Here is a 963-nt window from a genome sequence, read left to right on the forward strand (position 1 = left end):
TGTCGGCTGCCGGGGTGGATGTGGTGGAGGCGCACGGTACGGGCACGAAGTTGGGTGACCCGATCGAGGCGCAGGCGCTGCTGGCGACCTATGGCCAGGACCGGCCGGAGGACCGGCCGCTGTGGCTGGGATCGATCAAGTCGAACATCGGGCACACGCAGGCCGCGGCCGGTGTCGCGGGTGTGATGAAGATGGTCCTCGCCATGCGGCACGGGGTGCTGCCGCGCACGCTGCATGTCGATGAGCCGTCGCCGCAGGTGGAGTGGTCGGCCGGTGCGGTCGAGCTGCTGACGGAGTCGGTGGAGTGGCCGGAGAGGGTTGAGCCGCGTCGGGCGGGTGTGTCGTCGTTCGGTATCAGCGGGACGAACGCGCACGTGATCCTGGAGCAGGCTCCGGCTGCCGAGGAGGAGCCGGTCGCGGATGACCGTGATGGACCCGAGTCGCCGGTGGTGGTGCCGTGGGTGGTGTCGGCGAAGTCGGAGCCGGCGCTACGGGCGCAGGCCGAGCGGCTGGCCGCCTTCCTGGGTGATGCCTCGGATGTTGATCCCGTGGATGTCGGGTGGTCGTTGGCGACGTCGCGGTCGGTGTTCGAGCACCGGGCTGTGGTGCTGTCGGGTGACCGGGCCGGGCTGTCTGCGCTTGCGTCGGGTGAGCCGGCTGCTGGTGTGGTGCGTGGTGTGGTGGTGCCGGGCCGGCTGGCGGTGTTGTTCTCGGGGCAGGGCAGTCAGCGTGTGGGGATGGGCCGGGAGCTGTATGAGGCCTTCCCGGTCTTCGCGGCGGCGTTCGACGAGGTGTGTGCCGGGTTCGACGGGCTGCTGGAGCGGCCGTTGCGCGATGTCGTCTTCACCGATGGTCAGGCGTTGGATGCGACGGTGTTCACGCAGGCGGCGTTGTTCGCCGTCGAGGTGGCCCTGTTCCGGCTGGTGTCGTCGTGGGGCGTGCGCCCTGACGTCGTCGGTGGCC

General features: G+C 70.3%; 1 protein-coding gene. It reads left to right on the plus strand.

The annotated features are described in order from the left end of the window. The coding region (locus tag JHAT_RS33465) for a ketoacyl-synthetase C-terminal extension domain-containing protein (protein ID WP_143660633.1) at positions 1 to 963 on the plus strand (963 nt) is incomplete at both ends.

The organism is Streptomyces sp. JHA26, from assembly GCF_002005565.1.
Classification (GTDB): Bacteria; Actinomycetota; Actinomycetes; order Streptomycetales; family Streptomycetaceae; genus Streptomyces.